The following is a 24,549-nucleotide window of genomic DNA, read 5'->3' on the forward strand; positions in this document are numbered from 1 at the left end:
CAAACAAGGGTTGATCCCTAGTGTCTTGTCTAGCTTAAAAAGGTGAGTTGTTATCCAGAGGGGTGAGGGTCGTCGAACCCCGGAGCACCAGACTTCGACTTCGCTCAGTCTTCCAGTTACTTGCCATCTGAGGCTAGACAGTCCACTAGGGCGTGTCATTCAGTTAAGCCAAACAACAAAAGCAGCCAGGTAGATAAGCTGATCAGCATCTAAATTGTATTGACTGAGTTTCCTTTGTTTTTGATATTCCGATGCCAATTAGCTTACCGATTCTGTGTACACCCTATGAACTGCTCGGAGATTAATTATGTATCAAGATGCAATTTTAGAAGAGATTCACAGAATTCGTGAAGAGTATGCACGGTCATTCAATCATAACTTGAAAGCACTTTTTGCTGATTTGCAAAACCAACAAGCTGAGAGTGGCAGAAAAGTTGTGAATTTGTCGCGGAAACGTGGTCTAACAAAACGTTGGAGCCAACGAGCAAGGGATCTTGGTGACGATACTAACCGCCGCTCAACTTAGCCGTTAGGCGCTGAAATAGTTGGCGGCGGGGTGGTAGGTGACGATCGCAGTGGTGGATTGTTCGGGGTAGAGTTGTTCGCTTTCGTCCATGGTGAGGTTGATGCGATCGCACTGCACTTTCCCATCTACCCGCACAAGTTCGATGTCAATCTAACCATTTTAGACTGGAATTAAGTTAGTTTCTGGTGATATGCCTTACAGAATGGCCGTTACAACAGATAACGGTTTCAACTGAATCCAGGGATTGAAAAACTCCCGCTTCATGAAGTTATGCATTAGTTTGGAGGCGCTTGCTCATGTCTAAAATGCTAATCCTGAAGCCGTTAAGCTGTGTCTTAACGGTAGCCCTAGCCACAACTACGATACCGTCCCCATCCATGCATGCCAGGGCTAATCCTTACAACGTCACCTGTCAAACGAGGGTTTCTTTGAACCAGAGCGTGAGTTTAACCTATCGATTGGCGGGCAACCTGCCGGAGACTACTGCGGTGGAAATTCCTCAAAACCCAGTTGGAACAAGCTTGACCCTAACGGTGCAGTGGCAAGACCAAAATGGCCAGGTTAAAACCTTGCTCAATGCTGCTGCGGTGAGTGATTATCAACAACTTGCCCCCGATGCCGACTACTCCCAACTGCCCTTTGACAGCTTGTTTAGGGGTCAGCCCAACAATGGCGATCGCCTTTACGGCATACCAGCTTCTGTGCATGGACTTTACCTCAGTTTGCGCCCGACTCGCGGCCAGCCTCAGCATATGCAGGTTGTCCACTATCTGCGCTCTGGTGAGTATGTGCGATCGAGGTTAGGCCCTTGTTTGACTGAGAATGGTGATCTTGATGCGGCCATTGAGTCACAGTTGGCACGGCTAGAAGAACGGCTCCAGTCCAAGGATTGGGCGGCTGCCGATCGCGAAACCCGCCAACTACTTGCGCCGGGCTCGCCGTTTAACCCGGTGTTGCCACGGCCAGCGGTGATTCGTGCCGTTGATCAGATGTGGTTAACGGCTAGTAACGGACGGTTTGGACTCAGTGTTCAACTGCGTCTTTGGCAAGAAGTGCTGTCCAAGCATTCTAATCATCACGAAGCGGCGGTCAATGCCTGGCGCGATCGCATCGGTTGGAAACTCACTGCTCCTCGTGCTGAGGTTGATTTCATCAGTAGCGATTGGCTGAATGAGTCGGAACTGACCTATTCCTTGCAGGCTCCGGAGGGACATCTACCCTGGGCTGGGGTGTCGGATGCGGTGGTGCAATCAGTTGCGGTTCCACCGCCTGGGGAACATTGTGGCAGTTGCACTGTTGATGCCATGCAGCTACGCAACGAACGCTTCTATCACTACATCCCTCAACTGATGGAACAGATTGATTTGTCCTTAGACTGACCGGTATTCCAGACTTTGGGGTCGCTCTAGAGGCTGCACGATGGTTGATGCGATCGCACTATTTTCAGTGCAATCCCCTTCGATTCGCGATCGCTGTCCGTTGACTCGGCGCGATCGGATGTTTGAAGCAGATCACTGCTCGAACCACGCCTAGCAGCTTCTTTAGTGGTTGGGGAGCAGTCATAGAGACAAATCCGTATAAAATGCTGAGAAGGGAGCTATACGGAAAATTTCTGTATAACGCCCTCTATGGGGGTTTTATGTGGATAAAATTTTAATAAAACCCCTATATTGGGCGATTATATGGAAAAAATCTATATAGCGTTTTCGCAACTCATGAGGCATAGAGACAAGGGGCTTAATCCCCTTGTTCATAGGGTTGAATTTACTGATGTGTACCTCATCTTTGTGGAAACCGCTATATAATCAATAGTTAGTTGCTTGAAAGGATAAGCATGGAAGCGATTAAAACAGAATACAAGGGAATAGTTTTTGATTCAAAATCAGAAGCTGTTTTTGCAAGAACGTTAGATTTATCCGGTGCTGAATGGGAATATCATCCACAGAAAAAATGTGGTCATTTATGGGATTTCCTTGTTCTTCCATATATAAATGCCGGCCATAGCGTATTAACACTTGTTGAGTATAAGCCTCAAATGCCAACAAATACATATGTTGACAATTTAACAAATAAAATGAGACGTGATCCTTTTGAATCTATTGTTGTTTGGGGGAATCCTTGGGACGGGATAGATGGTAGTATTGATGGTCCTCAAGACTGCTGTTATCGTATTTATCCTATTTTTTCGTCTTATGGTAAATATGGATGGGGTGATTTTATCCGGATGGCAGATAATGGAGGAGATTTTCCCACATCTTATCGACATCCTACTTACGAAGTTTTAGGAATCAAGGAATGGATGGTTCAAGAGGCAATGACATTTCGATATGATTTGTCTTATAACCGCAACTAATGGGTGGTTGTATGAAAAAAATCCATATAATTCATAGTTATGCAGCTCAGGTCTCAGTGGGGACGGCAGTTGAAAGCTCATCTGTTAGTGTTCTGAACTAAAAGAACGTGAGGTCATTGATAAAAAAGTATTTTAAGTTTTTTATGAGGCGATTGCAGAGATGAGATGAGTGGGCATACTAAAATAGTGCGGTTTTGCTAGTGGCTTCTCAAGGTTAATTAGGTGTATGCGAAAGTTAGTTTTCTCAGATACAGAAACGTTTTATCGTGAGTTAAAAATAGCCTTGGAGCAAGGTGAGCAAGTTGAAGTTGTTACTGATTACAAAAGGTATTCAGACCTTCCAGAGAAGTTAAAAACAATTTTTGAGTTACATAAAAATAAATCAGGTGAATGGATTCATGTAGCTACAGGTGCGTTCATTCCCTTATCTACTTCGGTCACTACAATCAATTACTCTGTCCTCTTTATTCTTGGGGGTGCAGGCATGGGTGCGCTTGTTGGAGCCATAGTTGGTGGTCTTGTTGGAGCAGCAGTTGGCGGTGGTATTGGAGCTATAGTTGGAACTGTTGCTGTCGCGACATCAAGCGGGAAGCATCACGTAGAGATAGAGATTGACGCTAGTGGTAAACTCCGGCTTAAGATTACTCCAATTCGTTAATGACACAGCATTAGAACCCTGCTGCACCGGAGCGCTTTCAAGGTTTTGCTAGGGTATAAAAGCTATCTGCGTCCGGTGAGCTTGGTCGTTAGGCGCTGAAATAGTTGGCGGCGGGGTGGTAGGTGACGATCGCAGTGGTGGATTGTTCGGGGTAGAGTTGTTCGCTTTCGTCCATGGTGAGGTTGATGCGATCGCACCCCAACAGGCGTAATTGCGTCACCTGATCCTGCATATTCGGGCAAGCCGGATAGCCGAAGCTATAGCGCGACCCTTGATAGCGTTGCTTCAACATATCCCGAATATTGTTCGGCTCCTGATCCCCATACCCTAGCTCGCGGCGAATGCGGGCGTGCGTCCATTCCGCCAACGCCTCCGCCATCTGCACCGCCATGCCGTGAAAATAAAGGTATTGCGTATAATCATCCGCCGCAAACAGTTTTTGGGCCTGTTCCGTGGCAATTTCCCCCATCGTCACCGCCTGCATCGGGAACACATCGATCGCCCCCGACTCCACCGATGCGAAGAAATCCGCAATACAGAGCCGCCGCCCCGATCGCTGCCGAGGAAACTCAAATCGCGCCACTTCTCGCCGTGCTTCCGGCTGTTCCGGGTCATAAATGAGCAGCGTATTTCCCTCGGATTGACAGGGGAAATAGCCATAGACTACCGCCGGATCGAGAAGTTTTTCCACCACCACGCGCCGCTGCCATTGGGATAAAAGTGGCTCCACTTTTGCCGCGAGAAACGCATTGTATTCCTCCCGTGATTGGCCTTGGGGTTTGCGGAATTGCCACTGTCCCGCGAAGAGGGCTTGTAGGTCCAAATACCAAAACAGGGCTTCTAAGGAAATGTCTTGGGAGGTGAGAATTTTCGTCCCCCAAAATGGCGGCGTGGGGCGGGGAATGTTGGGATCAATATCCTCAGAGCGGCGGGTATCGATTACTTTGGGTTCGTCGGGTTGAGAGGTGGATTGCTCCTCTTGGGGAGATGCGATCGCACTCCCATTCGTTTCACCCTCGGCAAATTCCCCCTGGAACCCCGTTAAATCGTCCCACGCCTCAGCCGCTTTCGCAGGCATCAGTTTATCCATAAAATGCAGGTCAGAAAACGCATCGCGCCCGTAAACCACCTGACCGTTATAGGTGGATTGACAATCGCCATGGACAAATTTCGGCGTGAGTGCCGCACCGCCTAAAATCACCGGCACGGTAATGCCTCGCTCATTAAACACCTGCAAATTTTCCTTCATGAATGCTGTAGATTTCACCAACAAGCCGCTCATGGCAATACAGTCGGCCCCGTGTTCTTCGTAGGCCTTGATAATCGCATCCACGGGTTGTTTAATCCCCAAGTTAATTACCTTGTAGCCATTGTTAGACAGAATAATATCTACGAGGTTTTTACCAATATCGTGAACATCGCCTTTCACTGTGGCAATGATGAACGTTCCTTTACGATTATCTTCCCCTTCTTTTTTCTCCATGAAGGGTTCTAAATAGGCAACGGCGGCCTTCATGGTTTGGGCGGATTGCAACACAAAGGGGAGTTGCATTTGACCCGATCCAAACAGTTCGCCCACGACTTTCATGCCGTCGAGGAGGAACACATTAATAATATGCAGCGGCTCAAACTCTTGGCGGGCTTCTTCTAAGGCTTCTTCAAGGCCGAGGCGTTCACCGTCGATGATGTGCTGTTTAAGGCGTTCATCAATGGGGAGATTTTTATCAACAGCTTCGCTTTTTTTCGCTTTTTTCCCGGCGAAGAGATCGGTGATTTTGCCGAGGGGATCGTAGGTGCAGATGTCGCCATCAAATTCCCGTAGATCGTAGATTAAATCACGGCAGATTTTTTGATGGTCGAGGTCGATTTTCGCCATCGGTAAAATCTTGCTGGCACTAACGATCGCACTATCTAACCCCACCGCCATCGCCTCATGTAAAAACACCGAATTCAACACCTGCCGCGCTGCTGCATTTAACCCGAAGGAAATGTTAGAAACCCCTAAGAGGATGTGACAACCGGGCAATTCAGCGCGGATTTTTTGGATTGATTCAATTGTCGCTTTGCCGTTTTCGCGGTCTTCTTCGATGCCGGTGGAGATCGGTAGGGCGAGGGGGTCAAAAAAGATTTCATGGGCAGGGATGCCGTGGGCGATCGCAGCATCATAGGCCCGTTTGGCGATCGCAAATTTTCGCTCCGCCGTCCGCGCCATCCCCTCTTCATCAATCGTGCCAACGACAATCCCGGCTCCGTACCGTTTCGCCAGATCGAGAACTTGATAGAAACGCGGCTCGCCGTCTTCGTAGTTCGTCGAGTTGAGAATACATTTCCCCCCCGCCACTTTCAGCCCCGCTTCCATCTTTTCCCATTCCGTCGAATCGAGCATCAAGGGCAGCGTCACATTATTCACCAACCGCGACGCGAGTTCGTGCATATCCTTCACCCCGTCGCGCCCCACGTAGTCCACGTTGACATCGAGAATATGCGCCCCTTCCTTGACCTGGGCTTTGGCGAGGGAAATCAAGCCGTCCCAATCTTCATCGTTCAACAGGGTGCGGCATTTTTTCGAGCCGCTGGCGTTGAGTCGTTCCCCGACGATCAAAAACGAATTGTCTTGGGTGTAGGGTTGGGTGCTGTAGATCGAGGCGGCGGCGGGTTCGTAGTGGGGCTGGCGGACTTTGGGGGTAAGGGTTTGGCTCATCTCCGCTAGGGCCTGGATATGGTCGGGGCGTGTGCCGCAGCAGCCGCCGATGATCTGCACACCCAAGTCTTCGATAAAGTGCATCAGAGACATCCGCAATTCCATCGGTGTGAGCTTGTAATGGGCTTGGCCGCCGACGTTTTCCGGTAGTCCCGCGTTGGGCACACAGGAGACGATGAAGGGGGAATGCTCGGAAAGATATTTAATATGTTCTTTCATCAAGTCGGGGCCGGTGGCGCAGTTCAGCCCCAGGATGTCGATGGGATAGGGTTCAAGAATCGCCAAGGCGGCGGCCATTTCGGTGCCGACGAGCATCGTGCCCATTTGCTCCATGGTGACGGAGACCATCAGGGGGAGGCGATCGCCCTTCTTTTCAAACACCTGCTCAATCCCGTTTAATGCCGCTTTAATTTGCAGCACATCCTGACAGGTTTCCACCAGGAGCAAATCCACACCGCCATCATAAAGAGCCGTGGCCTGTTCAATATAGGCCGCCTGCAAACTGTCGAAATCAATATGGCCGAGGGTGGGCAGTTTCGTGCCGGGGCCAATGGAACCCGCGACGAAACGCGGTTTTTCGGGGGTGGAAAATTCAGCGGCGATCGCTTTTGCCAGTTCCGCCGCTGTTTTGTTGAGTTCGTAGGCGCGATCGGCCAGGTCATATTCCGCCAAGACAATCGACGTACCGCCAAAGGTATCGGTTTCGATCACATCCGCCCCAGCCGCAAGAAACCCCCGATGCACCGTCCCCACCGCCTCCGGTTTCGTCGCTACTAAATATTCATTACAGCCCTCATATTCGGGCCCGCCAAAGTCCGCAGCGGTGAGATTTTGGACCTGCAAATTGGTTCCCATCGCCCCATCAAAAACAAGCACGGGGCGTTCTGGGCTGTGGAGACGGTTTAAAAATGCGCTGTTCATGGTGTTGGCGAGGAAGGGCTGATTATGATCGTGTGACTCTATAGTTTAATTTGGTCGCTTTCCATTGTGCAAAATTTTGGGGCGAGTCGGACTCGGTATGGTGAATTGCTCTGGACTGCGATCCGTCTAATCTCACGCTCCGGAAGGATTGTGTAATCAAAATCACAAAACTTGAGACAATGAAGAGATTCCATAGCCTCCCTTGCGTCTATGTCCCGCACGTATCCCGATATTTATGTACCGGACGCGATCGCCGAATCCCTCACCCAACTGCCCCCCATCCCCACACCACCGCCGCGCCCCTATTTTCAAACCCCCCAAGTCATTCCCCTCCGTGCCCTATTGCCCCTGGCTCCCCTCTTGGTTCTCCTCCTGATCAGCCTCGCTAGCCAAAGCACGGCGTTCTTTTTACTCGCCTTTCTGCTTTTCCTGTTGGGCAATGTGGTGTTAATTGGCGGCGCGTTGATCACCTACCCCCAACGGCGCAAGCGGTTTTTAAAACGAGTGCAGCAGTATCAGAAAAAATATCAACACTACACCCAACAAGTCGAACAACTCCACCGCATCGAAAAAGTCTCAGACTATCAACGCCATTTACAGAAAATCCAAAACACTCTTAGCACCACAGTCCCCCCACTCCCGATCTCAAAAAATGTTCAAAAAGGAGTCTCTGAGGCTCATTTTCACACTCATCTTAATCACTATTTTCCGGGGCGAATTCATACCGATCTGGGCTTAAAAATTCCCCGGTATCAATATCCCTATACCCCTGATTTTTGCTATATCCAAGGGGATCTGCATATTGATATTGAAATTGACGAACCCTATATCTACAAAACCCAAAAGCCCTATCACTGTTATCCCGACCCACGGGAAACGAAACGCCATACTTTTTTTTTAGCCCGGCATTGGCTGATTATTCGGTTTGCAGAGGAGCAGGTTTGTCGTCATCCCAAGTCCTGCTGTAAAGCGATCGCGCAACTCGTCGGCCAAATCACCCGCACCCCCTTAGACGAATCCTGGAGCACCATTTCAGACCTCAAACCCGTGCCCCGTTGGGATGAAGCGATCGCTCAATCTATGGTACAACGTCGCTATCGGGATAGCTATTTGCGAGTGTTTTAAGCCCTTAGCGAGCTTGGAATAAATGCACATCCCGCTGTGGAAAGGGAATCTGAATTCCGTTGGCATCAAACCGTTTTTTCACGGTTTCCGTAATGTTAAACCACACCGTCCAATAGTCCTGTTGACGCACATAGGGGCGCACCGCAAAATCCACTGAACTTTCATTGAGCGTCAACACCCCGATAAAGGGCGGCGGATCATGGGTAATCAGGGGTTCGGCTTTAACGATTTCCCAAAGAATTTGCTTGACTTGATCAATATCGGAGCGGTAACTCACCCCGAAGACGAGATCAATGCGGCGGTAGGGTTTGCTGGAGTAGTTAATGATTTTTTCGTTGGTGAGTTTTGAGTTGGGAATGACGACGACGATATTTTGGAGGGTGCGAAGTTTGGTGGTGAGAATTTGGATTTCTTCGACGGTTCCTTCCACTTCGCCACCTTCGATATAGTCATTCACACGAAAGGGTCGAAAAATAATAATTAAAACCCCCGCCGCAAAGTTAGATAGAGAGCCTTGGAGGGCCAAGCCAACGGCAAAGAAGCCAGAGGTGAGGGCGGCAATAATGGCGGTGGTTTGGATGCCTAAATGGCCGAGGACGATGACGGCCACGAAGGTGAGGGAGCCAAAGTAGGTGAGGTGGACGGCAAAGGAAACGAGGGTTTCGTCAATGCCTGCTTTGCGCATCAGGTTTTGGGTGGTGTGCTGGAGGAGTCGCGCCCCACGAAAGCCGATAAAGGCAATGATGATCGCGACGAAGAGTTTCAACCCAAAGGTGGCGATGATTTCCTGAAGTTCAAAGAGAAGCTGCTGTAAATAGTTGATGCGGAGGAGTTGTTCAAGGTTGTCTAGGGTTAACTCTGGCGGCATGATTCAGTTACTATCCATGAACGAATAATAATAAATGAGGAGAGAGGAGTGATCTTACAAATGATCAGGATTGATTTTTAAATACTGGGTCTTGATTCAAAAAATAGGGGCGCGTTAATGCAGTTGCGGGGGCTGGGGAAATTGGCAGGATGTGAGGCCTGGGCTGAAGCGTTGACGCGATCGCAACCACATTTTCTCCCATGTCAGAATAGATGCGATCGCTAGCTTAAAGTTTGCTTAACTTTCATGACCAGCATCCGAGTATTTTTACTCAGTTTGCCGGTGAATCAACGTAAAGTTTTTTATGATCAACGGACTGCGTGGAAAGGCAACTGTTACGATAAGTTCGACTGATTAAACCGTTATTGATTCCGAATTGAACGCCCATGCCGACGATGAAACATTACAGTGATCACTGGATTACCGAATGGTGTGCTGACAATGGTTGGACGGAGCTTTTCCAAGAACGCCCCGGACACTATTGGGCATTTCCGCCCGGTGCTGTAATGCCAGAACCGATTCCCTCTTCTGTATTACGCTCGATCAAGGCGGCGAAAGGCTGGTGCGAAGAAGAACGCCTCGTGGTCTGGACGGGGGCGATCGCTGCCCTCGTATCCTTGTTTTTGAGCTATGTGACCCACTCACCGATGCCCCTTGTGTTTGCCTTTGCCTGCGGTGCGGTGATGAGTGCCTTGCTCGAAGTTGAAGAAGATTAAGCCACGCCCGTAACCAGAATTCGCCAATGGTATGGGCTGTGTCTCTGTCCAAACAAAACCCTCCCCAAGGATTGAGGAGGGCTTTTGATGCGTTGAGGCCATGAGCCATTCAGTCAAGATCTAGATGTCGCCCCCATTGAATGCAAGCAGGAAGACAACAACGGGCCCTGCGATCACAATGAGTCCTAAAAATCCTAGTTGAAAAATGACTTCGTAGTTGATTCCACCGAAAAAGCTAAATAAAGCATCCATAATTTTTTTTCTCGCCTACTTTCAACCCGATTAAGAGCTAAACAAAAATTCATCGTTAATAGTACCTGATTCTGGGGACGTGCTAAATCCCTTTCTCAGTAACGATACAAAAGTATACAAGAAATGATACCCAGGTGAAACCCTATGGCCCAATGGCTTTGCATTCAGAACTGTGGCGCGTGCTGCCATCTTGATCCGAGCGATCGCCCCGACTTAGCCGACTATCTCACCCCTGCTCAATTAGAGCAATATCTCGCCATGGTGGGGGAAAATGGCTGGTGTCAACATTACGATCACGAGGCTCGGATTTGCACGATCTACGCCGATCGCCCCTCCTTTTGTCGGGTGCGTCCGGATACCTTCGCAACCTTGTATGATGTGACGATTGAGGAATTTGATGCCTTTGCGATTGACTGTTGTGAACAGCAGATTACCGGTGTCTATGGGCCGAGTAGCCCTGAACTCGAACGCTACGAAGCGGCAACACAGGACGACGATTAGTCTGATTGCCGCCACCCGATGCCACCGCGATTTGTGTGAGGTGCGATCGCATCGTCCCATTACCAAAAGGAGAATGAGGGGATGAATTTCGGGAAATGGCTGGGATTTTGTTGTTTGGTGATTGCCCTCTATATCCTGTGGCAAATTCATCAACTGTTGCTGTTGATTTTTTCGGCGGTGGTGTTGGCAACGGCCCTGAATCGCTTGGTGCGGAAGGTGTTGGAGTGGGGTGTGCCGAAGCGGGGGACAGCGGTGGGGCTGACGCTGCTGATTGTGCTGGTGGCGACGGTGCTGTTTTTCTGGCTGGTGGTGCCGCCCTTTGTGGATCAGTTTCAAACTCTGATTGATTTGCTGCCCCGTGCCTTTAGTCAGGTGCGATCGCAAATCGTCCAACTCGAACGCTTCTCCGACCTCGCTGTTGACCCTCCCACCTGGCGCGACCTCCTCAACCAACTCCAGCCCCTCGGCTCGGTGCTGCTCAGTTTCTTTTCCAGTTCCGTTGCCACCCTCCTACAGTTGCTCTTGGTGCTCGTCCTCACCCTGATGATGCTGGCCAATCCCCCCGACTACCGCCAAGCCTTCATTCAACTGTTCCCCTCCTTCTATCGTCGCCGCACCGATGCCATCCTCACCCATTGCGAAACCGCCCTCGGCAGTTGGCTCGAAGGGATGGTAATTAATTGCCTGTTTATCGGGATTATGAGCGGTGTGGGTCTCTTAGTCTTGCGGGTTGATTTTGTCCTAGTTCACGCTTTGCTCGCGGGGGTGCTGAATTTTATTCCCAACATTGGCCCGGTGACGAGTGCCATTTTTCCGATGATGGTGGCGTTGCTTGATGCGCCGTGGAAAGTGTTGGCGGTGCTGATTTGGTATTTGGTGATTCAGAATATTGAGAGCTATTGGCTCTCACCAACGGTGATGGCCAAACAGGTGTCGCTCCTGCCGGCGGTGACGCTGACAGCGCAGATTTTCTTTGCGCGATCGTTTGGCCTGTTGGGGCTGATTTTGGCGTTGCCGTTAACGGTGGTAGTTAAGGTCTGGGTGGAAGATGTCTTGTTTGCGGATGTCCTCGATCGCTGGCAACTGTCGCCAGTGGTGGATGTTGATTCTACCGAACCCGCTGCTCTCACGCCCCCGGAGGATCTCCCCGCCCTGTTACCCGATGAAGGATGAGCGATCGGGCTAACTCCTGCGGAGACGCTTCGCGAACGACGACCCTCAGCCCTCGGCTATTCGCTCAGCCCTCAGTATGATCTCAGGGGCTTGTGGTTTCTCCGGCTATCAATCCGGTTTAAACTAAGAACGTGTTACAAAACACAACATCTCTCATTTTTCGCCCCCCACTCTCACGACTGAAACGCCATCTTGATTCACGCTGAAACCCTCGATCTCCTCGACTGGCCGCGCCTGTGCCAACACCTCGCCACCTTCACCGCGACGGAATTGGGTGCGATCGCAGCCCGCCATCTGCCCATCCCCACCACCCAGGCCGAAAGCCAAACCCTCCTCACCCAAACCCAAGAAGCCTACGCCCTCGAAGACCGCTTACCCCAGGGCATTCCGTTTAAAGGGATTCACGATTTTGGGGATGCCCTCGAACGGGCCGAACGCCAAGGGGTGCTCAAAGGAGATGAACTGCTGAAAATCGCCACGACCCTAGCCGGGGCGCGACAGTTGCGGCGGTTGATTGCCGACCAAGAGGATACGCCCAGCCTTGAAACCCTGGTGGCTGACCTGCGCACCTATCCGGAACTAGAACAGGCGATTCACCATTGCATTGATGAGCGGGGCGATGTGACCGATCGCGCCAGTGAAAAGCTCGTGGCGGTGCGGGGGCAGTTGAAAGGGGTGCGCGATCGCATCCAAGAAAAACTCCAGCGGATCATCCAACGTCAAGGCGGGGCCTTGCAACAAGCGGTGATCACCCAGCGGGGCGATCGCTTCGTCCTCGCCGTCAAAGCCCCCCAAAAAGACCACATCCCCGGCATCGTCCACGACACCTCCAGCACCGGATCGACCCTCTACATCGAACCCCACAGCATTGTGGAATGGGGTAACACACTCCGCCAACTCCAACGCCAAGAAGAGCGCGAAATTGAAATCATTCTGCGGCAACTCACGGAGCAAGTGGCCGAGGTGTTGGAGGATTTAGAACTACTGCTTGCGATCGTCACGGTGTTGGATCTGGCCACCGCCCGCGCCCGCTATGGTCTTTGGCTCGAAGCCAATCCCCCCCGCTTCATCGCTGCCACCGACGCGATCACCCTGCGACAACTGCGCCACCCCCTCCTCGTTTGGCAAGCCCAACGGGAACAGGGCGAAGCGGTGATCCCGATTAACGTCCAAATTCGCCCCGATATTCGCGTTGTGGCGATCACCGGGCCCAATACCGGCGGCAAAACCGTGACGCTCAAAACCATTGGGTTAATGGCGTTGATGGCGAAAGTGGGGATGTTCATTCCGGCGCGAGAGCCGGTGGAATTGCCGTGGTTTGATGGTGTCTTTGCGGATATTGGCGATGAGCAATCGTTAGAACAGAGCTTATCCACATTTTCCGGGCATATTCGCCGCATTAGCCGCATTTTCGACCAAATGAGTGATCAATCCTTGGTGTTGCTCGATGAGGTGGGGGCGGGCACTGATCCGACGGAGGGGAGCGCGTTGGCGACGGCGTTGCTGTACCATTTGGCGGATCGGGTGCGATTGGCGATCGCCACCACCCACTACGGCGAATTAAAGGCGTTGAAATATCAAGATGCCCGCTTTGAAAATGCCTCCGTGGAATTTGACGAAGCCACCCTCGCCCCCACCTATCGGCTCCTGTGGGGGATTCCGGGGCGCTCGAATGCCCTTTCCATTGCCCAACGCTTGGGCTTGAGTGAGGCGATTATTACCGCTGCCAAGGCGCAAATGGGCAACGAGTCCGAGGATGTCAATCAGGTGATTGCCGGACTCGAAGCCCAACGCCGCCAACAGGAGGAAAAAGCCCAGGAAGCGGAAAAACTCGTAGCCGAGGCGGAGCGGTTCTATCGGGAGGTGTCGGAGCGGGCGCAACTGTTGCAGGAACGGGAACAGGATTTGAAGCGATCGCAAGAACTGGCCGTCACTGCTGCGATCACCGAGGCTAAATCCGAAATTGCCCAGGTGATCCGCGACCTCCAACAGCGCCCGAAAAAAGGCCAAACCGCCCAAAAAGCCACCGACGCGATTAATGCGATCGCCCAGCGTCACCTCCCCAAAGCCGAACCGAAACGCAAACCCGGTTACTACCCCAAAGTCGGCGAAAAAATCCGCATTCCCCGCCTAGGTCAAACAGCGGAAGTCTTGGCCCTAGAGGAAAACGAGAAAGCGATCGTCCAGTTCGGCTTAATGAAAACCACGATCCCCCTCAGCGACATCGAATCCCTCGACGGCAAAACCGTCGAACCCCCCGAATCCCCGAAAGCCAAGACCCCACCACCGCCGAAAACCCCTGCCCCTCGCGCCATGGTCAGGAGCGATCGTAACACCCTCGACATTCGCGGCCATCGTGTCAGCCAAATGGAATCGGACGTAGAAACGGGCATCAAACACGCCACCGACCTCGGCATTCTCTGGATCATTCACGGCAAAGGCACGGGCAAACTCCGCCAAGGCGTTCACGATTTCCTCGCCACCCATCCCCAAGTGGAACGCTTTGAACTCGCCCCCCAAAACGAAGGCGGCAGCGGCGTAACGGTGGCCTATTTACTGTGAAACTGGAGGGGCGATCGTCGTGCTCAAATAGTGTATCTGTGACAGATTGAGCGATGCCAACAATGAATGTTAGGTATTCTCCTTGCTCACTGTTTCCGGTGAGACAGCCGTAATGCCATCAGGGGCATATCGTTTAAAGTCGTCACTGTTCAAGGTAAGAATATGCGATATGCCGTGAACTTTCATGGCTGCAACTAATCGAGCGTCGTGGACTTGAACCCCTAAAACACTGAATGTAGACACTAATCTGCGCCATTCTTGGTAAATTTCAGAGCGATCGGGTAATACTGGAAAAATTCGCTCAATGAGATGTAGTAACTGTTCAACTTCAGATGGAATTAAGCCAAATCCATTTTCTCCATCGGACGAGTTGCTACATTCCAAAACTCAATACAGTTTTGAGACGTGATGTGTAGTGAGTGTTCATTTTGGTGTAGGTGTCGAATGGCATTTCTAATGGTTAAATGCAGAGGATGGGAACGATCTACGAATCGCAACAGAATGTTGGTGTCTATCAGGTAACGCAAGATTAAGGATGCTCCTCATAGATGCCTGCTCGACTCACAGCATAATCGGATAATGCCGGTTGAGTCGCTCCAACATGGGTTTGAAATTCGTTGGCGATACGATCTGCGATCGCTTCAAATTCTTCAGGGTCTCGAAGTAAATGAGTACCGGATTTTGATGAATTTAGATATGCGTGATCCCACGATAACCGTTCAACAAAATCTAGAACTTCTAAAACTCTAGCTTCAGGTAAGTCATGAAGCGTTTGCATGATTTTTTCAATTGCTGTTTTCATTTTTACTAGGGCAGAGTGCGAGTAATTTGATTGTAAATTTCCTGTAGAGGGGTTTGCATCATTGTTCTGTTCTGATTTTTATCGGTAATCTGGATGAATCACACGGCAACAGCCTTGGTGAACTACCAATCGTCATACTCGCTGAGATCGATGACATCCCCTGACACAACATTTTCGACTTTGATTACAGTACCGAGTGTCGTGGGAGTGAAGGCGTATCGATACGCGCCACGAATAGCCCCGTAGTCTGGAAACGGTTGCCCTTGCTCCAGGCTATCTTGCATCCGTTTGATCTGTGCTGTTCCCAGTATTCTCTCTCCTAATCCTCGACCGGTCTCAATCTGCTGGGCTGCTATCCGGGTATCAATTTCTAAGACCCACTGTTCTAGGCGAATTTTTTGGGATTCTGGAATGTGAAATGTGAGACAGGGTGGATAACAACTCACCTTTTTAAGCTAGACAAGACACTAGGGTTAGGGTGAGTGTGGCGTAACTGCAATCATTGCCAAAATTCTAATCGCTACCGTCCTTTCAAACCGAGGTCTTGAACTCTTTTAAGCGGTGCAATCCTGAGGGAATCAGGCTGTTGGGCGCGGAATGGTGGATTTAACGGTTTTTCGCTGCACAACGATGGGAGTTGCCCAATATATCCGACAGTGATAGGTGAAGCAACCGTATCTCAGTATTTATACGGAGTGAGTAGAGCAAAGGGTAGGGGAAATGGCGGGTTTTGTCAAGATCAGCCTGGTGTGATCCGGGGATGATCTTTCATGATCAGTAAAGCAGTCTGTACCGTGAAGATGTTCTTTGACAAGGGAGTGCTCGTTCATGACTCTGATTCACCGGTCAACCGAGATCATCAAAACACCGCGACCCCAGTTCCGGATTACTCCACAACAGTTACGCACGACGGTCTTCGCGCTCACGGTTTCAGTCTTGAGCATCGTGACGCTGGCCTTAGTGTCCGTGGTGTTTAGCTTGGCGGCTTTGGCACGTACTAATAAAGAACAAACCTTGATCACCCTCCAGGCTACGCGAATGTGCCGGGAGTGTGATTTGTCCCAGGTCAATCTTGCCGGACAGCATTTGGTGGGGGCGGATCTCCGTGATGCGGATCTGAGGGGGGCAGATTTAACTGGAGCAAATTTGGAAGGGGCTGATTTGACGGGCGCAAATTTACAGGGGGCGACTCTCACCCTGGCGATGCTGACAGGGGCAGAGTTGACGGATGCAAACTTGTCCCAGACAACCCTGCACAATACGATTCTCAATAATGCGATTTTGCGGGGGGTGGATTTCACGGCTGCCACGCTCCATAATGTCCAACTGATTGGTGCGGTGATGGATGGCCTGATTTTGACGGATGCCCGTGTTTTCAATACCAATATGTGATCGATGTGCACAGAAGTGTTTGATGACTGCGATCGCGTCAACAGGGCAAACCTAAAGAACGCGCCCCAAGACAATTGGAAGGGTGAGACTTGTAACCCATTGGTTTGGGTCAAGCCCCGGTGGGGAATGGAGATTAGGCAGAGATTAATTGGGGTGCAGTGTGGGCAGCAGGCGAGAGATTGGGGACGGCTTCGAGATGGGTGGGGGCAACGGGTAAGACAATTTGAAATTCAGTTCCTTGCCCAAATTGCGAGGTGCATTGGAGATGACCGTGGTGCTTGTCAACGATGATTTGATAACTAATGGATAGCCCTAAGCCCGTGCCACGACCAACGGGTTTGGTGGTGTAGAAGGGATCAAAGACCTTTGTTAAGGTTTGGGAGTTCATGCCAAGGCCATTGTCTTTGATGCGGATCGTGATCCACTGATCCGTTTGTTCTGTGGAAATTGCGATCGTGGGTTGGTCGGGTTGGTGTTCTTCGAGGGCATCGATCGCATTGGCCAACAAGTTCATAAACACTTGATTGAGTTGACCGGGATAACATTCGAGGGCGGGTAGCTGATCGTACTGTTTAATAATCTTGATTTCGGGGCGATCGCTGCCGGCTTTGAGACGGTGGTTGAGAATCATCAGGGTGGAATCTAGACCATCGTGCAGATCGGCATACTTGCGTTCGGCTTCGTCAAGGCGGGAGAAATTACGGAGCGATCGCACAATGTCACAAATCCGACTCGTGCCTACATCCATGGATTGGAGAATGCGGGAAAAATCAGCTTGGATAAACTCCCACTCTTCAAGATCGCAGATCTGACTAATCTGATCGTCAAGTTCAGGATGGTAGGTTCGATAGAGGGTCAAAATCGTGGCTAACGTCGTGGCGTATTCTTGGAGATGGCTGAGATTGCCGTAGATGAAGTTGACGGGATTATTGATTTCGTGGGCAATGCCTGCCACCATTTGCCCCAGACTCGACATTTTTTCGCTCTGGACTAACTGGGCTTGGGTGGCTCGCAGTTCTCGCACCGTGGCTTCGAGTTGGGTGTTGCGATCGATTAAGGTGGCTTCAGAGGTGCGGAGAGCCGCTTCGGCTTCGTGACGCTCTAGCATTTCTAACTGGAGTTTTTGGAGCGTGCTTTGGAGGGCACGGGTGCGCTGTTCAACCCGCATTTCCAGTTCTTCGTTTAATTGTTTGAGGGTGGCTTCAGCCTGTTTGCGTTCATTGATTTCCCGCTGCATGACTTGATTCACGAGCACCAACTGATTGGCGCTGGGGAGAGAGAGGATCTTCTCAAATCGAGGCAAGAGCATCAAGAGCAAGTCCAGCCCACAGATGACGGTGATCCACAGGAGCGCGATCGCCCCCATGGAATGGGGATGAAACCATTGCCACGTTTCGCCGAGCAAGGAGAGGCTCAGGAACGTTGCCGTCAACACAATCATCAAGGTGAGGCGATTGCAGGGAACATGACGACGGTTTGCGACTAAATACGCGAGGGTTCCGGGCACTGCACTAAAGAGCAGCGCGAGGCACAGTAAGCCCAAAACATGAGCGAGGCTGGTTACGGACTGTCGAGAGAATCCACTATCGACTAAAACGGTTGCGATCGCGACATGACTGACACCATTAAGACTCATCACTGCTCCTTTCCTACTCTAGTCGGTGCTTATGCTTGAGCATAAAAGAGAACGTGTGAAAAACTTGTGAAAACCTTATCTGGATTACCTGATAATTGCGCACGCTGTGGACATTAAGCTTTGTCCTCAGCGTGCGCCTGATTTCGATTAAAATCGGTGGAACATCTTGCTAGACTTGATGCTCAGGCATTTCTAAACTGTTAATGATTGCAAGATTTGCCTACTATTTTGTAAACAAAATTACAGTTTCGTTTTTAGTTGTTACTTGACGCACTGTATTCACTGCAAATTTTTGTTATCCTATCTGGATATTTTTGTTACAAAAGTACATGGTTCGAGTCAGATTAACAACATCCAAAAAACAAATGTCATCAGCATGGTTGGGGCACGTGTTGGGGTCAGGATGGACGGATCAGGAGGGCAGCAAGACCAAACAATGGGGTAGGGAGGGATTCGGGCGGGGGGAGTCGTTGGCCGCGATGATTTTTCCCAAGAAACCCTGCCCAGTCGCCCATCGGCTTGTAGGAAGAGTATATGTCGGTTCAGACCTGTGCTAATTTAGCCAGAGATCCGATCCTGCACTATGATGCTGTTGCCGAATTCAACCCTATGGTTCTGGGTGTGATCCAACCTGTGATGTTCAGGTTTCCGGTGCATCAGGATTGTTGTTCTTAAACTGTTGAGTTGCCCCCCTGCTTCAATTACGCCTATGGTTTCCGCTGTGATGATGCGTTCAATCTTAACCACAACTGTGCTTGGGTTGGGATTGAGTTATGGATATCCCCATTGGTTCGGGGCAGGTGCGATCGCCAGTGTTCCACCGCCGGATTTCGTGGCCCAGGCCGCTACGCCGGATGTGGAGGGGTTGTTGGACTTGATTAATCAGGCGCGATCGCAGGCGGGCCTGCCTCCCTTAACCCTTAACGAACAATTGACCGCAGCGGCTCAAGCCCACGCCCAAGCGATGGCGGTGGACAACTTTTTTTCCCAAACCGATCAAACCGGTCTCTACACCGATGAACGGGTGGTCAACTTTGGCTATGGGGGCCGCGTCGGGGAAAACATCGCCGCTGGCCGGGCTAATATTCGCTGGGTTTTGGAAAAATGGCTCGATAGTCCCGGCTACCGGATGAATTTGCTCGATCCAGAGTTCACGGATGTGGGCTTGGGGTATGGGTTCAATCGCACCTCGGACTTTAATCACTATTGGTCGATCGTGTTGGGGGCGGGCCGTGACTCAACGCCCAATGTGCCGTTGCGATCGCAGGCTGTGGCCCCTGACCCCGATGGGTCAGTCTTAACGGTGATCAATACAGTCCGACAACAGGCCTGTGTGCCCACGTTGCGCTTGAATGCGGCATTAACGACCGTGGCTCAGGACTATGTGGGGGACGTTGCCGCCACCGGAACCACGGATTGGCAAGGAATGCCGGCGGATCTCCTCGATACCCAACTGGCGCAACAGGCTAGTTATGAGGCGATGAATGTGGTGCAACTGATTGGACAGCAGGCCCAAGCCCCGGATCTGGTGGCAGCATGGCAGCGGGATCAGGTCAATCGGGAGGCATTACTGCGACCGGAATATGTGGATGTGGGGATTGGCTATGCGGTGCAGGGGGATCAAGGCGCGTCCCGCTACTGGACTGCGATTTTGGCGGAGCCACGTTATCCTGCGCCCTTAGACTTGACGATTGATCCCCTCCGTCGCGAGGCTGGCAGTTTAGACGATACCGATGCGACGCTGCCCGCTGACGGCAGTGTGTACGATATCTACAGTTTTACCGGGCAAGCAGGTCAAAGGGTAGCGATCGATCTCGAAAGTGAGGCGTTTGATACCTATCTTTTTCTGTTCAATCCCCGTGATGCTCAGATTGCGGACAATGACGATAGGAGCGATCGCAGTAGTAATTCGCGAATTGTGGTGGATCTGCCCTGCAATGGCACCTATCGGGTGATGGTGAATAGTTACAACGCCAACAGCCGCGGCCGCTATACCTTAAGCATCTACGAATTGGGTTTGTAGGCTTGGACTACTTGTAAACTGCCGCCGGCGTAAAGGGTGCGATCGCACTGTTCAAACCCCACCGCCTGCAACGTTGTTGCTAAATCCGTGCGCAGTAATTGCCACGCCGTTTCCGTTTCAAACAGCCAGAGAAACATCGCCACCCCTGGCCAAAAGAGCGGATTCGTCGGCGGATGGAAATCCACCAGGGCAAACACGCCCCCCGGTCGTAGCACCCGATACACCTCCTGGAGAATCTGCTGTAACTGTTCCGGCTTCATTTCATGTAATGCCGCTGAGGTGTGGACGAGATCAAACTGAGCATCGGGCAGAGGTATCTGCTCGGCAAAGGCTTCGACGTAGGTGGCTTGGGGGGCGCGGGCTTGGGCGCGGGCGATCGCCTGCGGGGACGCATCCAACGCCGTCACCTGCTCCGACTGCTGCACCAAAATTTGCGTCACCGGGGCCGCACCACAACATAAATCGAGCACGCGGGTCTCAGGGGTAATCTCTAAGCCTTGGAACGGTAAGCGGCGAAATCGCTCTTCTCCCCCCACGGCCAAGGATGCGATCGCCGACACCGTGTCATAAATCCATTGATATCGGTAACTCCATGCCCGTAAAACTGTCGCCATTTAGTCCCCGCTGCGCTGATAAACTTGAATGATACTCCCCCAAACCGATCGAGGGGGGGAATATATTGTTAAACTTAGTCAAGAATCTAACAATTAACAAAAGCTATTATCACAATGGATCGGATAGGAGTCCTGTTATTAAATCTTGGGGGGCCCGACACCCTAGAAGATGTACGCCCCTTCTTGTTTAATCTCTTTGCAGATCCAGAAATCATTCGGCTCCCAGTGCCGTGGTTGCAAAAACCCCTGGCCTGGTTCATCTCCAGTCGTCGCGTCTCCGTCTCCCAAGATAACTATCGCCAAATTGGGGGCGGCTCGCCGCTGCGCCAAATCACCGAAGCCCAAGGCGAAGCCCTTGCCCAACAACTCAAAGACCAAGGCACAGACACCAAGGTCTACATCGGCATGCGCTACTGGCATCCCTTCACCGAAGAAGCGATCGCCCGCATCAAAGCCGACAACATCACCAAACTCGTCATCCTCCCCCTCTATCCCCAGTTCTCAATCAGCACCACCGGCTCCTCATTCCGCCTCCTCGAACAACTGTGGCAAGACGACCCCGAACTCCGCCAACTCAACTACACCGTCGTCCCCTCCTGGTACAAACACCCCCACTATCTCAACGCCATGGCCCAACTGATCGCCCAAGAACTCGATCAGTTTGAAAACCCCGACCCCGTCCATATTTTCTTCAGCGCCCACGGTGTCCCCCTCAGCTACGTCGAAGAAGCCGGCGACCCCTACCAAAAAGAAATCGAAGACTGCACCCGGCAAATCATGGCCACCCTCAGCCGTCCTAACCCCTACACCCTCGCCTATCAAAGTCGCGTTGGCCCGGTGGAATGGCTCAAACCCTACACCGAAGATGCCCTCGTCGAACTCGGCCAATCCGGCATCAAACAGATCGTCGTCGTCCCCATTAGTTTCGTCTCCGAGCACATCGAAACCCTCCAAGAAATCGACATCGAATACCGCGAAATTGCCGAAGAAGCCGGCATTCACGAATTTCGCCGCGTCCCCGCCCTCAACACCCACCCCGAATTTATCAACGCCCTCACCGACCTCGTTTACACCGCCCTCGACCAACCCCCCAAAACCTTTGCCCAAGTCGTCCAAGTGGGCAAAACCAAAATCTACCCCCCCGAACGCTGGGAATGGGGCATGACCACCGCCGCCGAAATCTGGAACGGTCGCCTGGCCATGCTTGGCTTCCTCGCCCTGATTGTGGAACTGATCAGCGGGAAAGGGTTACTCCATTTCGTAGGCTTACTCTAAATTTAAGCCCGTGGCGCGACAAGCCACCCCACCGGGGATTGAAATCCCCGGCTCAGAGCACAAGTAGGTTAATGGAGGTTAAGTATTTAATCCGGTAATTGAAAAAGGTTCTAAACCTCTAGCGAGCAAGATGCTCGCATTACGGAGTTACTGGATTATTTCCTTAAGTTTCATTCCCGAACCCGTTAAAACGGGTTTTCGCTGTGAGCCAAGAACTTAAGTTCTTGGCGGCAGTATCGTGGCACATTCAAAAAGGTGAGTTACGAAGGATTACTAGATTGCTGTGATAGCGAGAGTTTACTTCGCTTAACCCATCCTATAGTAAGACCTTATTTTAACTGTGCCACAACAGGAGTGGGCTGCTAGATCTTGACTTGACAGCATTCCGCGTCCGGGCACTGCCCATCCGCCACAGGTTCCGACTGTCCCGCAATGTCTAACTTGCCGTTGATTGCATCAGGGCTTTTTTGCGGCTGTCGAACAGTTTCGACATACTGACCGTGATCGTTTCAACGATCGCAGGATCACAGGCCGCAAGAAAACTCTCGCCACTCAGTTCATCCTTAAAGAACGACTTGGCCTGACCGAGTAGCTCACAAATCCGGTCAAACCCCATCACCTTCACCATCAATGTTGTGAGGGGTGAATTTTTGATGTCGTAGGATGAACTGCTGTAACGTCCCTTTTCGAGGAGTTCTAGCACTTCGCGTTCGAGGATATTGCGCGGGGGGTGATGGTTGGGAAATTCCGGTAACAGGTCTTCGAGGGTTTCAATTTGCAGCCCCATCGGGTTGAGTTCCCCCATGATCGTCGAGAGGGGGATATTACGACCAAACCGCCGCGACAGGGCTTCGAGGACTGCCATGGTAAAGAGTTTGCTGCCGATGTAGAGACGGGCAATCTCAATATTCCGCTCGGCGCGTTCGAGGAGATTTTGGTAGGTGCTGTCGTTGGGTTCGTTGTGAAATTGTTGAAAGACAAGTTCGGGCCTGAGAAAATTCATGAACCCTTCCATTTTCTGGAGGGCAACCCGGTATTCGTTGACGGTGTAGGAACTGGGGTTTTTGAGGTTGTGGTTGGTTTCCGGCAGCAGGCTCCAGGTGTTGTCGAGGAACCGGGCGGAACTGGGGTTGGCGAAGCTGCCCACGTCCCGGTTGGCCATGCGGACGGCCTGTTGGACGGCTTGGATCAGTTCGTCGTCGGTAAGGTTCAGTTGATAGTCAGCATTGGCGGCCTTGAGACGGTCGTAGAGGTGTTCAGCGGGGGTGAGGCCGTCGGAGGCGGGGCGGAAGGGGATGGTGGTTTCAATACAGGCGATGATCTTCAGGATTAAGCCTTGGCTGAAGAAGGGTTCTAAGACTTTGGCACAGACGAGGGCGCTGAGAAATTCGTTTTGTCCGGTGAAGGGGGAAAGTTCTTGGTTGGGAGAGAAGCCAAAGACGCGCATGACCATGTCAAACATGGGGTCGTTGGGTAGATCTTCGGCGCTGCGGATGTAAAGGTGTTCTTTGACTTCTCGGATGAAGGGGACGATGTAGAAGGTGAGGTTGAAGTTGACGGTTTGATCGACTTGGACGTAGACGAGGTCGTGAAACAGGGCGGCGAGAACTTCGATCGCATTGGCGGAGCCGCCGACTTCAAAGATGTGGTCGGGGGTGTGGAAGTATCGCCAGGGGCCGGTCATGGTTTGGACGATGATTTCGGCGATTTTGGCGAGGTCGCGATCGCTGATGTCTACTTCCAGTTGGCGCGTGGCCCACAGGAGCTTGTCGAGGCAAAGTTGATGATCCTGTTCAAAATTCATCCGGACTTCTACTGCACCTTTACTGAACTTAACTGCTATTTTAGCCATCTCTGTCCAGAGATGAATGTTTTTTCTTTGGAGAAAATCGGAAGTAGGGATATTAAACCACCGCAAGTCTGATCAGACAAGAGTTTGAGGCAAATTGACTCATCCCGATTCCCCTCACCGCAGGGGACTATTCACCGCTCGCATTTCTTTGATCTCGCTTTCGTAGCTGTTGATCTTGCCGTTGAGTTCGCGAATCCGACGGGAGAGGGCGCGGGTGATGTTAATGGCAATTTCGGGGGTTTCTTCGATTGCGTCGATCAATTGGAGTTGATTGAGGGTGAGACAGTCGCAGGTTTCGGTGGTGGTGACGGAGGCGGAACGGGGTTCGGCATCGAAGAGGGCCATTTCGCCGAAAACCTTGCCGGCATCCATTCGGGCAAGTTCGCGATCGCCGGAATGAACTCGCACCCGACCGGAAATCACAATGTAGAGCGATCGCCCTTCTTCCCCTTGCTCAAAAATCGTGTGATCGCTGGGAAACGAGAGTTCATCCATGGCCGACGCAAGCTTGACGAGAAATTCGTCGCGTAATTCTTGGAAAATTGAAACACGCCGAATAAACAGAAGGCGTTCAAAACTGCTTAGCATGGCGATTTAAG

The 24,549-nt window shown here is 51.5% G+C and carries 23 protein-coding genes; 12 read left to right on the plus strand and 11 right to left on the minus strand.

Going from position 1 to position 24,549, the window contains the following annotated elements:
- Nucleotides 1-307: 307 nt before the first annotated feature.
- On the plus strand, nucleotides 308-526 hold the full coding sequence (locus SPI6313_RS07165) for a hypothetical protein (RefSeq protein ID WP_072620381.1): 219 nt from the start codon (nucleotides 308-310) through the stop codon (nucleotides 524-526).
- A gap of 3 nt (nucleotides 527-529) precedes the next feature.
- On the opposite strand, the gene SPI6313_RS24715 is transcribed toward SPI6313_RS07165, so the two are convergent.
- Nucleotides 530-661, minus strand: a complete 132-nt coding sequence (locus SPI6313_RS24715; protein WP_281248368.1) for a hypothetical protein — start codon at nucleotides 659-661, stop codon at nucleotides 530-532.
- Between the two features lie 293 nt (nucleotides 662-954).
- On the opposite strand from SPI6313_RS24715, the gene SPI6313_RS07170 reads away from it, so the two are divergent.
- The 3 genes from SPI6313_RS07170 to SPI6313_RS07180 all read left to right on the plus strand — a co-directional run bounded on the left by SPI6313_RS07170 (nucleotide 955) and on the right by SPI6313_RS07180 (nucleotide 3,537).
- Nucleotides 955-1,905: a GUN4 domain-containing protein gene (locus SPI6313_RS07170; protein WP_217650524.1), complete on the plus strand. Its 951-nt coding sequence runs from the start codon at nucleotides 955-957 to the stop codon at nucleotides 1,903-1,905.
- Between the two features lie 455 nt (nucleotides 1,906-2,360).
- A complete protein-coding gene (locus tag SPI6313_RS22805; protein WP_139276573.1) occupies nucleotides 2,361-2,879 on the plus strand; it encodes a hypothetical protein in 519 nt (172 codons plus the stop codon).
- A 226-nt stretch (nucleotides 2,880-3,105) separates the two neighbouring features.
- Nucleotides 3,106-3,537 (plus strand): hypothetical protein, encoded by a 432-nt coding sequence (locus tag SPI6313_RS07180; RefSeq protein ID WP_072620384.1) that lies wholly within the window; start codon nucleotides 3,106-3,108, stop codon nucleotides 3,535-3,537.
- 88 nt (nucleotides 3,538-3,625) lie between these two features.
- Here SPI6313_RS07180 and metH read toward each other — a convergent pair whose 3' ends face one another.
- The gene (metH, locus tag SPI6313_RS07185; RefSeq protein WP_072620385.1) at nucleotides 3,626-7,159 is read right to left on the minus strand and encodes a methionine synthase; all 3,534 of its coding nucleotides are present in this window, start codon (nucleotides 7,157-7,159) and stop codon (nucleotides 3,626-3,628) included.
- Nucleotides 7,160-7,369: 210 nt separating this feature from the next.
- Here metH and SPI6313_RS07190 point away from each other — a divergent pair, with 210 nt between their 5' ends.
- A complete protein-coding gene (locus SPI6313_RS07190; protein ID WP_072620386.1) occupies nucleotides 7,370-8,284 on the plus strand; it encodes a hypothetical protein in 915 nt (304 codons plus the stop codon).
- A gap of 4 nt (nucleotides 8,285-8,288) precedes the next feature.
- On the opposite strand, the gene SPI6313_RS07195 is transcribed toward SPI6313_RS07190, so the two are convergent.
- The gene (locus SPI6313_RS07195) at nucleotides 8,289-9,152 is read right to left on the minus strand and encodes a mechanosensitive ion channel family protein (protein ID WP_072620387.1); all 864 of its coding nucleotides are present in this window, start codon (nucleotides 9,150-9,152) and stop codon (nucleotides 8,289-8,291) included.
- Between the two features lie 395 nt (nucleotides 9,153-9,547).
- Here SPI6313_RS07195 and SPI6313_RS07200 point away from each other — a divergent pair, with 395 nt between their 5' ends.
- A complete protein-coding gene (locus tag SPI6313_RS07200) occupies nucleotides 9,548-9,868 on the plus strand; it encodes a slr1957 family protein (RefSeq protein ID WP_072623034.1) in 321 nt (106 codons plus the stop codon).
- A 120-nt stretch (nucleotides 9,869-9,988) separates the two neighbouring features.
- On the opposite strand, the gene psb30 is transcribed toward SPI6313_RS07200, so the two are convergent.
- A complete protein-coding gene (gene psb30 / locus SPI6313_RS07205) occupies nucleotides 9,989-10,120 on the minus strand; it encodes a photosystem II reaction center protein Ycf12/Psb30 (protein ID WP_072620388.1) in 132 nt (43 codons plus the stop codon).
- A gap of 144 nt (nucleotides 10,121-10,264) precedes the next feature.
- Here psb30 and SPI6313_RS07210 point away from each other — a divergent pair, with 144 nt between their 5' ends.
- The 3 genes from SPI6313_RS07210 to SPI6313_RS07220 all read left to right on the plus strand — a co-directional run bounded on the left by SPI6313_RS07210 (nucleotide 10,265) and on the right by SPI6313_RS07220 (nucleotide 14,356).
- Nucleotides 10,265-10,621, plus strand: coding sequence for a YkgJ family cysteine cluster protein (locus SPI6313_RS07210; RefSeq protein ID WP_072620389.1), 357 nt, complete (start codon nucleotides 10,265-10,267; stop codon nucleotides 10,619-10,621).
- Nucleotides 10,622-10,702: 81 nt separating this feature from the next.
- Nucleotides 10,703-11,794 carry an AI-2E family transporter gene (locus SPI6313_RS07215; protein ID WP_072620390.1) on the plus strand — a complete coding sequence of 364 codons (1,092 nt, stop codon included), beginning with the start codon at nucleotides 10,703-10,705 and terminating at the stop codon, nucleotides 11,792-11,794.
- Between the two features lie 192 nt (nucleotides 11,795-11,986).
- Nucleotides 11,987-14,356, plus strand: a complete 2,370-nt coding sequence (locus SPI6313_RS07220; protein WP_072620391.1) for an endonuclease MutS2 — start codon at nucleotides 11,987-11,989, stop codon at nucleotides 14,354-14,356.
- Between the two features lie 338 nt (nucleotides 14,357-14,694).
- Here SPI6313_RS07220 and SPI6313_RS25045 read toward each other — a convergent pair whose 3' ends face one another.
- From SPI6313_RS25045 to SPI6313_RS22815, 3 genes are all read right to left on the minus strand, one after another.
- Nucleotides 14,695-14,883 (minus strand): type II toxin-antitoxin system VapC family toxin, encoded by a 189-nt coding sequence (locus tag SPI6313_RS25045; protein WP_217650525.1) that lies wholly within the window; start codon nucleotides 14,881-14,883, stop codon nucleotides 14,695-14,697.
- A 2-nt stretch (nucleotides 14,884-14,885) separates the two neighbouring features.
- Entirely contained in the window at nucleotides 14,886-15,158 is a 273-nt protein-coding gene (locus SPI6313_RS22810; RefSeq protein WP_139276574.1) for a hypothetical protein, read from the minus strand.
- Between the two features lie 122 nt (nucleotides 15,159-15,280).
- Nucleotides 15,281-15,604 (minus strand): hypothetical protein, encoded by a 324-nt coding sequence (locus tag SPI6313_RS22815; RefSeq protein WP_139276575.1) that lies wholly within the window; start codon nucleotides 15,602-15,604, stop codon nucleotides 15,281-15,283.
- Between the two features lie 382 nt (nucleotides 15,605-15,986).
- On the opposite strand from SPI6313_RS22815, the gene SPI6313_RS07230 reads away from it, so the two are divergent.
- A complete protein-coding gene (locus tag SPI6313_RS07230; protein ID WP_084668933.1) occupies nucleotides 15,987-16,550 on the plus strand; it encodes a pentapeptide repeat-containing protein in 564 nt (187 codons plus the stop codon).
- A 133-nt stretch (nucleotides 16,551-16,683) separates the two neighbouring features.
- Here SPI6313_RS07230 and SPI6313_RS07235 read toward each other — a convergent pair whose 3' ends face one another.
- Entirely contained in the window at nucleotides 16,684-18,186 is a 1,503-nt protein-coding gene (locus SPI6313_RS07235) for a sensor histidine kinase (RefSeq protein WP_084668934.1), read from the minus strand.
- A gap of 709 nt (nucleotides 18,187-18,895) precedes the next feature.
- On the opposite strand from SPI6313_RS07235, the gene SPI6313_RS07240 reads away from it, so the two are divergent.
- On the plus strand, nucleotides 18,896-20,209 hold the full coding sequence (locus SPI6313_RS07240; protein WP_072620392.1) for a CAP domain-containing protein: 1,314 nt from the start codon (nucleotides 18,896-18,898) through the stop codon (nucleotides 20,207-20,209).
- Here the strand turns inward: SPI6313_RS07240 and SPI6313_RS07245 are convergent.
- The gene (locus SPI6313_RS07245; protein ID WP_072620393.1) at nucleotides 20,191-20,823 is read right to left on the minus strand and encodes a class I SAM-dependent methyltransferase; all 633 of its coding nucleotides are present in this window, start codon (nucleotides 20,821-20,823) and stop codon (nucleotides 20,191-20,193) included. The two genes, SPI6313_RS07240 and SPI6313_RS07245, sit on opposite strands and share 19 nt — an antisense overlap.
- Before the next feature lie 114 nt (nucleotides 20,824-20,937).
- Here SPI6313_RS07245 and hemH point away from each other — a divergent pair, with 114 nt between their 5' ends.
- Complete coding sequence (hemH, locus tag SPI6313_RS07250; RefSeq protein ID WP_072620394.1) at nucleotides 20,938-22,098, plus strand: ferrochelatase; 1,161 nt, start codon at nucleotides 20,938-20,940, stop codon at nucleotides 22,096-22,098.
- A gap of 436 nt (nucleotides 22,099-22,534) precedes the next feature.
- Here hemH and SPI6313_RS07255 read toward each other — a convergent pair whose 3' ends face one another.
- Both SPI6313_RS07255 and SPI6313_RS07260 read right to left on the minus strand, forming a co-directional pair.
- Nucleotides 22,535-23,902 (minus strand): hypothetical protein, encoded by a 1,368-nt coding sequence (locus SPI6313_RS07255; RefSeq protein WP_072620395.1) that lies wholly within the window; start codon nucleotides 23,900-23,902, stop codon nucleotides 22,535-22,537.
- Between the two features lie 162 nt (nucleotides 23,903-24,064).
- On the minus strand, nucleotides 24,065-24,538 hold the full coding sequence (locus tag SPI6313_RS07260; RefSeq protein ID WP_072620396.1) for a cyclic nucleotide-binding domain-containing protein: 474 nt from the start codon (nucleotides 24,536-24,538) through the stop codon (nucleotides 24,065-24,067).
- Between the last annotated feature and the right edge of the window lie 11 nt (nucleotides 24,539-24,549).

This window comes from Spirulina major PCC 6313, assembly GCF_001890765.1.
GTDB classification, from domain to species: Bacteria; Cyanobacteriota; Cyanobacteriia; order Cyanobacteriales; family Spirulinaceae; genus Spirulina; species Spirulina major.

Coding starts and splice junctions, on each gene's coding strand:
- SPI6313_RS07165 (WP_072620381.1), top strand. CDS start 308: ATGTATCAAGATGCAATTTTAGAAGAGATTCACAGAATTCGTGAAGAG.
- SPI6313_RS22805 (WP_139276573.1), top strand. CDS start 2,361: ATGGAAGCGATTAAAACAGAATACAAGGGAATAGTTTTTGATTCAAAA.
- SPI6313_RS07180 (WP_072620384.1), top strand. CDS start 3,106: ATGCGAAAGTTAGTTTTCTCAGATACAGAAACGTTTTATCGTGAGTTA.
- metH (WP_072620385.1), bottom strand. CDS start 7,159: ATGAACAGCGCATTTTTAAACCGTCTCCACAGCCCAGAACGCCCCGTG.
- SPI6313_RS07190 (WP_072620386.1), top strand. CDS start 7,370: ATGTCCCGCACGTATCCCGATATTTATGTACCGGACGCGATCGCCGAA.
- SPI6313_RS07195 (WP_072620387.1), bottom strand. CDS start 9,152: ATGCCGCCAGAGTTAACCCTAGACAACCTTGAACAACTCCTCCGCATC.
- SPI6313_RS07200 (WP_072623034.1), top strand. CDS start 9,548: ATGAAACATTACAGTGATCACTGGATTACCGAATGGTGTGCTGACAAT.
- psb30 (WP_072620388.1), bottom strand. CDS start 10,120: ATGGATGCTTTATTTAGCTTTTTCGGTGGAATCAACTACGAAGTCATT.
- SPI6313_RS07210 (WP_072620389.1), top strand. CDS start 10,265: ATGGCCCAATGGCTTTGCATTCAGAACTGTGGCGCGTGCTGCCATCTT.
- SPI6313_RS07215 (WP_072620390.1), top strand. CDS start 10,703: ATGAATTTCGGGAAATGGCTGGGATTTTGTTGTTTGGTGATTGCCCTC.
- SPI6313_RS22810 (WP_139276574.1), bottom strand. CDS start 15,158: ATGAAAACAGCAATTGAAAAAATCATGCAAACGCTTCATGACTTACCT.
- SPI6313_RS07230 (WP_084668933.1), top strand. CDS start 15,987: ATGACTCTGATTCACCGGTCAACCGAGATCATCAAAACACCGCGACCC.
- SPI6313_RS07235 (WP_084668934.1), bottom strand. CDS start 18,186: ATGAGTCTTAATGGTGTCAGTCATGTCGCGATCGCAACCGTTTTAGTC.
- SPI6313_RS07240 (WP_072620392.1), top strand. CDS start 18,896: ATGGTTTCCGCTGTGATGATGCGTTCAATCTTAACCACAACTGTGCTT.
- SPI6313_RS07245 (WP_072620393.1), bottom strand. CDS start 20,823: ATGGCGACAGTTTTACGGGCATGGAGTTACCGATATCAATGGATTTAT.
- hemH (WP_072620394.1), top strand. CDS start 20,938: ATGGATCGGATAGGAGTCCTGTTATTAAATCTTGGGGGGCCCGACACC.
- SPI6313_RS07255 (WP_072620395.1), bottom strand. CDS start 23,902: ATGAATTTTGAACAGGATCATCAACTTTGCCTCGACAAGCTCCTGTGG.
- SPI6313_RS07260 (WP_072620396.1), bottom strand. CDS start 24,538: ATGCTAAGCAGTTTTGAACGCCTTCTGTTTATTCGGCGTGTTTCAATT.